This is a genomic window from Salinivibrio sp. MA427, from assembly GCF_001996115.1.
GTDB classification, from domain to species: Bacteria; Pseudomonadota; Gammaproteobacteria; order Enterobacterales; family Vibrionaceae; genus Salinivibrio; species Salinivibrio costicola.
Genome location: NZ_MUFH01000115.1, coordinates 1 through 7549 on the forward strand (window position 1 = coordinate 1; position 7549 = coordinate 7549).

A 7549-nucleotide genomic window follows, 5' to 3' on the forward strand; every position below is an offset into this window, starting at 1 on the left:
TCTAGGTTCAAGGGTTCAGCATTATTTGCTGCCATTGCGCTACCGGTCAGTAATAAAGAGGCGGCTAGGGTTTTTATCAATTTCATCGTCGTGCTCCGTTGTTTTGCATTCGGTGTTGAGATGCTGCGCAGTTTACGGGCTCGACTTGTTCGAATATATAGCTAATAATTTACATCATTATTTCATAATTCGAGCATATAAACTGATCGTACCGTGTTACGAACGGCTAGCTCTTAAGCAAAGATGAGATTGACATGGACACACTGACTGCCGCTCGCGTATTGATTGATGTTGCCCTTACACAAAGTTTTACCGCCACGGCCGAGCGTCTTGAGATGTCGCGCCCCATGGTGACTCGCCATGTCGAAGCGCTAGAAGACTGGTTAGGCGTGCGCTTATTACAGCGCACTACGCGCAAAGTATCGTTAACCTCCGCCGGCGAACAAAGCTTGCCACAACTGGAACAATGGGTTGAGCAAGCCAATGTCCTGACACAGCAATGGCAGCAAGAGGCGGGCTTAACTGGCAAAGTGCGGGTGGCGACCAGTATGTCGTTTGGTTTTGCGCAATTAATCCCCGCGGTAAAGCCCTTTATGGCCGCTCACCCCGGCGTCGATGTGGATATTGAAGTACAGGATAAGGCGATCGATTTGATTGCGGAACGGATTGATATTGCCATCCGTATTGCGTCCAACCCCGACCCTTCCTTAATTGGTCGCCCGATCGCCGCGTGTGATTCCGTCTTGGTGGCGGCACCGGATTATTTAGCCGCCCATGCACCAATCCGCTCACCAGACGATCTCACCGCGCATAGCTGCCTCAGTTACAAACAATTTGATCGGCCAATTTGGCATTTAGACAAAGGTGAGGAACACGCCGCAGTTGAGGTGCAAGGTAAGCTGTCTGCCAACGAGGCGACAACCTTACTCAGTGCCGCCATTCAGGGAATGGGCGTGAGCATGCAGCCAGTTTATTTGGCGCATAGTGCCATTGCGCGAGGTCAGCTGGAAGTCGTGCTCCCCGATTGGCAACCCAAAGCGATGGATATCTACGCCTTGTACCCGTCACGTCGCAACCAACCACCGGCGGTGCGCGCATTGCTAGATGCGCTGATTGCCCACTTCGCAGATAGCGAGTGGGCACCGGTTGCTATTTAGCCAGCAGAAAAGTTAAGTGAGAAAAGCTATTTAGTAAGAGAATAAGCGCGCCGGCTTAATCAGACGATTTTGCTTGCGCAGCATGATAACGCTGAGCTTTAACCAGCCATTTATCAAGTTGGTTGGCAAAGGCTTGTTTTTGCTGCGGGCCAAGCGGTGCGGGCCCGCCTGTGTGCACGCCGCTACTACGCATGGTTTCCATAAAATCACGGATATTGAGTCGGGCACGGATGTTTTCTTTGGTGAGCAATTCACCGCGGGTGTTAATTACCGTGACGCCTTTTTCAATCACTTCATCCGCTAAGGGAATATCTTGGGTGATCACCAAATCCCCGGCGACGGCATCGGCAACAATTTGGTTGTCCGCCACATCAAAGCCCTTTTCTACCTGACGTGCGCTGGCATAGGGCGACGGCGGCAAACGAATAAATTGGTTGGCTACAAAGGTGGCTTGAATCTGTGTTCGGTGTGCCGCACGAACAATCATCTCGCGCATCGCGACCGGACAAGCGTCCGCATCTACCCATATTTGCATACTGGTTCTCTTAGCGTTAGCGTCAATGTCTGCATTAAACCCCAATTCACCGCAAATTGAAACGTTACCCCTGCGTCGTATCCGCGTTTAGTACTGGCTTTACATCGCTTGGCTGCTCAGGCGCGCAGATATTAGGCTGTGTTGGCCGCCCGCTCTTAAACTGCGCTAGCCAAGACGTTAAGCATGGTATCACGCCATCTGCAAACGCTGCCTCCCCTTGCCACCAAACCCGTGCCAGTGTTAACCAGCGGTGACGCTCACTGTGTGCATTGGCGATATTATCGGTGCGCAGTAGGCTGTGGTCGGCATTTTCAAACACACGCACGTGATAAAAAGGCAGCGGCGCGTTAGCGAGCAGCTGGTGATACGTAGAAGCGGTTTTATCTGAGTCGACATAAGCATCCCGCGCACCAAACAACGCTAACGTGGGCACGTCGAGATCGATTAAATCAGCAGTCACATCCGAGGCCCAATTACGTTGTACAAATTGCCAAAAGGCCTCGCTCATGGGCGCGTTGCCATTCGAGTTTACGTGGTTGAGGTACTGCTGATACGACGCGCCGGATTGGATCAAGGCATCCACTGTCGCCTCGGCAGCTTGCTCTTCCGCAATAGCGGATTCACTGTATCCGGTGGCTAATCGTCGTTGACGTCCAGAATACTGGGATTGGGCCATCCAGTTGACTGCACCGCCTACACTGATTAAAAAGTCGATATCTTCCACTTGGTGCGCCACCTTAGGGATCACCCAACCAGCTTGGCTAAAGCCCATCAACCCCAGCTTGCCATCCTTTAGCCCCAAAACTTGGCGCAAATAGCGAATCGCCACGGCGACTTCATCGGCGCGATCTTGCATCGATTGCGACCGCCAATCTCCGCTGGAATCCCCCACGCCCGGTTTATGCCAAGACATTGCACACCACCCATTCGCCGCTAACACTCGCCAAAGTGGGAGGTAATAACCAAACGCATCGATCGGCACATCACCTGAGCCATGCACAAACACCACACACTGATGCGGTGTTTCAGTACTTTCAGGTAAAATTAACTCACCCGTGAGCTGATTATCGCCTGCGTTAAACTGAATGGCTTGACGATACAGCCCCGCGTTTGGATCATCCATGGCTATCACCACAAAAACGCCTATCAGCATCAATGCTATCAAGCCTCGCTTTAGCCACTTCATCCCCTTTCTCCCTCCACCCAATTGCCGCTAAAAGGTGTATAAATAGCCGGTATTGAACGACCAAAGATCATCTCTATCAACAATCGGGCTGTCTGATACTTCATCGCCATAGTGGCGATAGCTCACCCCCAACAACAGATGATGCGCACGGCCAAGCGTGTAATAGAGATTGAGGTCGGATTGGAATTTGCAGGTTTGATCAGGTTGGTAAGTAGGTCGGCCAGCTTTGGTATCTTGCGCTGACACGCCGACATAATAACGACTCACCGCGCGACCCACACAAGTCAGTGACAATTGTGGGTCCACCACCCACTGGCCTTGCTCTATGGGAGCGCCATAGCGAGCCACTACTGCGCCACTGTTATGATTATCCGAGATATCATGATGGTAGCCCAGCTCAAAATAGCCCACCGATGTTACCCATCCCGTGGTTAGATTAGCGGTATACACCTTATCGAGGCTTTTCATATCCTTGAGGGTTTTACTGTCACCGCGGGTATGGTCGCCAAACACATCGTCGCCCACACCCGCCGACACATACCAGCTGTCGCCCTCGGCGAGATACACACCTAGGGTATCGTTACGATAAAAAATCCCCTCCCATTGCRCCTCAACCACCAACTCAATGTCTTGGTCATCTTCGCCATCTTTATAAATCGACGGCTCGGTATAGCCGACCAGACCGACGGTCAGATAAATATCCCCAGACATACTGTCGGTTTGCGCGTGTCCAACCCAAGGCATCAAGGTTAAAAGTAAACAGATAAGCGTGACAAATGGGTTCACCGGCTGTTCTCCATAATGGCGAAATAGTAACTGAGAGTTCGCCCTTATCTTGAAACAACCGGTATTAAGAAAACCTTAAGACACTCCCGTCATTTTGTGCGCCGCTTCCCAATTGATCAGCGCCCTCGCCACCTGAGCGTCGCACTGAAATTCAAAATGCCAGTTAAGCTGACTGGCAATGCGTTCAACAAGCTGTAGACCTAGGCCAAATCCGATCTGATTCTCGTCCACGCCTGAATCAATAGGGTTGGCAATCGAAAACTGCCCATTGGTGATCTTAATCTCAATCGCGCCGGGCGCACTGTAGGTGAGCGCATTGCGAATCAGGTTGGTACTCGCAATACGAAACAATTCCCTCTCGATACAAATAGGATCACTGTGATTATCGATATGGACAGTCACTGGCTTATGCGCTGCAAGATATGCCAGCTCATCCACGAGGGTTGCGCAAAGCGATCCTAGGTCGACCTTTGATTGACGAACCTTATCCGGATGTTGCCGTGCTAGCCAAAGCAGTGATTCAGACAGCGCCATCATATTAACGTTGGCACGCGAGGCACGCTGCAATGCCGGATAACTGGCATCCTTGTTATCGATACGCAGCGACAAAGTATCCAAGGATGCCTGCATGATCGCCAAGGGCGTGCGCAGTTCATGGCTGGCATGCTTTAAAAACTGCTGCTCCCGTTGGTTATACTCACGCACCTGTTGCAACGAGGCCATCAAGTGGTCGGCGATTTGGTTAACTTCACGTACCGAAAAGCGCACATCGATAGCTTGATCCGGGTGTGTTTTTACCCGCGCTGACCATGCCACCAACTCTTTCAGTGGCTTTAATGCGTTGTTGAACAACAGCCCAATCACGGTGACAAGCACCAGCATAAAAGCGGCAATTAACACGCTGGCATCGGCCAAAGAGCGCTCGACAATCATGGCGGCTAATGCTTYGATTTTTTCTGCCGCTTCAAATTCGACTAGGTATAATCCTTGCGATAGATGCTGGTCGGAGTACAACAAATAACCATACTCACGCGCTCCACTAGAATTAATGCGCTGAATTTCAATCGGATCATCGGGTTGTATCGGCTCTGAGGAAAACAAATCACGCACCGATTTTGGGATAGACTGCCAATCTCGATACGCACTGACAGTGTCGCTTTGGGGTAATAGATAGTTAGGATCGGCGGTCAGCTTTTGCTCTAGTTTGATAGCATCGAGCCGCATGTAGTTTTTGCCTGCCTGACTGATTTGATAAAAACTAAACACGGTGACAAGCGCCAATAACCCGATAAAGATCGCCACCGCCATCAACACAAGCTGGCGGCGCGATTGTGCCGCGAGGCTTCGAACAGGACGTTGGCTCATACAGGCGGAGCCTCGGAAAGGGACAAACCAATGCCGACATGGGTGTGGATCAGCGTTTTTGTAAAGGGCTTATCAACTACTTTGCGCAAATGGTGAAGATGCACGTTAATGGTCCCTTGCCGCACATCCTCGCTGGCCCAAATCGCCTCTTCAATATCGCTTCTGGACACCACAGTGGGTGAGCGGCGCGCGAGTAGCAACAGAATGTTCCAACCGATAGGGGTCAGTTTAAGCGGCGTGTCACCGCGCGACGCGATATGCTCTTTGGGATAAATCGTCAGATCGGCAATGGTAATACATTCTCGCACCGGGTGATGACGCCGATGCAAGGCCTGTAAACGTGCGAGCAACAAAGGCATGGTGCAAGGTTTAACTACATAATCATCCACGCCGGCACGAAAGCCCTCAAGCTGGTCGGTTTCCGCATCACACGCAGTCAGCATTAACACCGGGGTATCAATGCCCTGTTCGCGCAGCTCACGACAAACCGCCATACCCTGTGTTTTGGGCAGCATATTATCGAGTATCACACAATCAAACGTCTGCTGGCTGGCAAGCTGAACACCGGTTTCGCCGTTATAGGCAAAATCACAGTCGATATGATGCAGCTCTAAATATTCTGAAATCGCGAGGCTAAGATCGTGGTCATCTTCAATGATGAGTATTTTCATGCGGCGTGCTCTTGTATCCGTGTCGTTTTTAATCTACACGAATCCATTGGATAAAAAACCCCCCTCTTAATGTCTCCCGATACAAAAAAAAGCGCCCGCAGGCGCTTTCATCGAAAGACTATCATATGACTTACTTTAACAACGCCAATACCGCATTGACGCACGCTTCAGACGATACTGGGTTTTGCCCAGTGACTAGGTTGCCATCGGTGACCACAAATGAGGTAAAATCATCCGCTTTTTCGTACATACCACCGTTTTCTTTGAGCATATCTTCCACTAAGAAAGGAACGACCTCGGTTAAGCCAACCGCGGCCTCTTCACCGTTGGTAAAGCCGGTGACTCGCTTGCCCTTTACTAACGGCTCGTCGCGATCTGAACGAGTATGACGGAACACAGCCGGGCCATGACACACCGCACCGACAGGTTTGCCCTGGTAATAGAAGGTTTCGATCAATTGACGCGAGGTTGGATCTTCCGCCAAGTCCCACAATGGACCATGGCCACCGGGATAGAAAATGGCGTCATATTCGTAAGCATTAATATCACTTAGCTTGACGGTATTATTAACCATGTCTTGTAGCTCAGCGTCCCCGTCAAAACGACGTGTTGAATCAGCCTGCGCATCTTCCGCCTCGCTATTCGGATCAATCGGTGCCTTGCCGCCTTTGGGACTAGCGACAACAATGCTTGCGCCGGCATCTTTAAACGCGTAATAAGGGGTCGTGAACTCTTCAAGCCAAAAGCCTGTCTGGTGACCCGTATCGCCCATGGCATCGTGGGATGTTAGCACCATCAAAATTTTATGTTGTTGCATCATCGCTCCTTCTTGTCACGCGTTTGGATGATATTTCATTCATTTACTCTGTATTGTCATTAGCTAGACTAACAGGCCAAAGAGGTAAACGTAATGGGTACCCGCTTAGATCAATACAATCAATTGACGGTTTATTTACTTTCCTAGTCTAACGCTGACCTAATACTAGCTCAGGAATGACAGCCTAACCTGCGCATTGCCTACAATAGTCTCATCCATTGCAGGCCATCGCCCGCATCGCTTCAGACTTAACATCGATACAATGAGGTCAACATGAAAAAAACATACCTACTCGCCCCTCTCGCACTCGTCGCCGTTTTAGTTGGCTGTGAACAACAAACAAACGACCCTCAAGAGGGAAAGTCGCAAGTCGAATCTAGCGTAGAAAACGCCCAAACTGCAGTAAAAGAAGGCACCGAACAAGCATTAGACAGTGCGGAAACGGCTATCGACAACGCTGAGGATACGGTTTATGAAATGGCCGATCACCACAACGCCAAAACCTCGCTGGACTGGGATGGTACCTACCAAGGCGTGATCCCTTGCGCCGATTGTGAAGGTATTGATACCACACTGACGCTTAACCAAGACAATACCTACGTTCTTAGCAAAACTTACTTGGGTAAACAGGGAGAAGCATTCAAGGAAGAAGGTTCTTTTTCCTGGGATCAAACAGGCAGCGTTGTGGTTCTTGAAGGCTTAACTGATAGCCCGAATCAATTCTTCGTGGCCGAAAACCAAGTTATTATGCAAGACATGAATGGCGAGACCATCAACGGCGATCTCGCTGATATGTACAAATTGAAAAAGCAGTAATGCGTCGAGCGCCTTATCGCTCACAACAAGCGGTAGGGCGTATTTTTTCTCCTTTAGCCCTAGAATGACGCGCTCTCGCTGTTTTTTCTATCTTAATGCTGCGATTCACTCTCTTTTCTCCCCCACTGTTCGCACAATTTGTCACTTTAAGTGACAAATTTGTTGCCAATAAAACTTGACGATATTTCACTCTATGGTTTAACACTTAAATAGAGG

The 7549-nt window shown here is 50.1% G+C and carries 8 protein-coding genes; 2 read left to right on the forward strand and 6 right to left on the reverse strand.

The genetic code is table 11. The annotated features are described in order from the left end of the window. Positions 1–254: 254 nt before the first annotated feature. On the forward strand, positions 255–1157 hold the full coding sequence (locus tag BZG79_RS08835) for a LysR family transcriptional regulator (RefSeq protein WP_077679460.1): 903 nt from the start codon (positions 255–257) through the stop codon (positions 1155–1157). Positions 1158–1212: 55 nt separating this feature from the next. Here BZG79_RS08835 and BZG79_RS08840 read toward each other — a convergent pair whose 3' ends face one another. The 6 genes from BZG79_RS08840 to BZG79_RS08865 all read right to left on the reverse strand — a co-directional run bounded on the left by BZG79_RS08840 (position 1213) and on the right by BZG79_RS08865 (position 6517). Then, on the reverse strand, positions 1213–1692 hold the full coding sequence (locus tag BZG79_RS08840; protein ID WP_021023434.1) for a YaiI/YqxD family protein: 480 nt from the start codon (positions 1690–1692) through the stop codon (positions 1213–1215). 64 nt (positions 1693–1756) lie between these two features. After that, the gene (locus BZG79_RS08845) at positions 1757–2878 is read right to left on the reverse strand and encodes an alpha/beta hydrolase (RefSeq protein ID WP_077679461.1); all 1122 of its coding nucleotides are present in this window, start codon (positions 2876–2878) and stop codon (positions 1757–1759) included. A gap of 27 nt (positions 2879–2905) precedes the next feature. Further along, on the reverse strand, positions 2906–3664 hold the full coding sequence (locus BZG79_RS08850; protein WP_077774219.1) for a MipA/OmpV family protein: 759 nt from the start codon (positions 3662–3664) through the stop codon (positions 2906–2908). 75 nt (positions 3665–3739) lie between these two features. Then, positions 3740–5029, reverse strand: a complete 1290-nt coding sequence (locus tag BZG79_RS08855; protein WP_077774220.1) for a HAMP domain-containing sensor histidine kinase — start codon at positions 5027–5029, stop codon at positions 3740–3742. Beyond that, positions 5026–5700 (reverse strand): response regulator transcription factor, encoded by a 675-nt coding sequence (locus BZG79_RS08860; RefSeq protein ID WP_077460679.1) that lies wholly within the window; start codon positions 5698–5700, stop codon positions 5026–5028. The genes BZG79_RS08855 and BZG79_RS08860 overlap by 4 nt, the downstream gene beginning before the upstream one ends. Before the next feature lie 130 nt (positions 5701–5830). Continuing rightward, positions 5831–6517 (reverse strand): type 1 glutamine amidotransferase domain-containing protein, encoded by a 687-nt coding sequence (locus tag BZG79_RS08865; RefSeq protein ID WP_077460678.1) that lies wholly within the window; start codon positions 6515–6517, stop codon positions 5831–5833. A gap of 273 nt (positions 6518–6790) precedes the next feature. On the opposite strand from BZG79_RS08865, the gene BZG79_RS08870 reads away from it, so the two are divergent. After that, positions 6791–7333 (forward strand): copper resistance protein NlpE, encoded by a 543-nt coding sequence (locus tag BZG79_RS08870; protein ID WP_077576749.1) that lies wholly within the window; start codon positions 6791–6793, stop codon positions 7331–7333. The last annotated feature ends 216 nt before the right edge of the window (positions 7334–7549 follow it).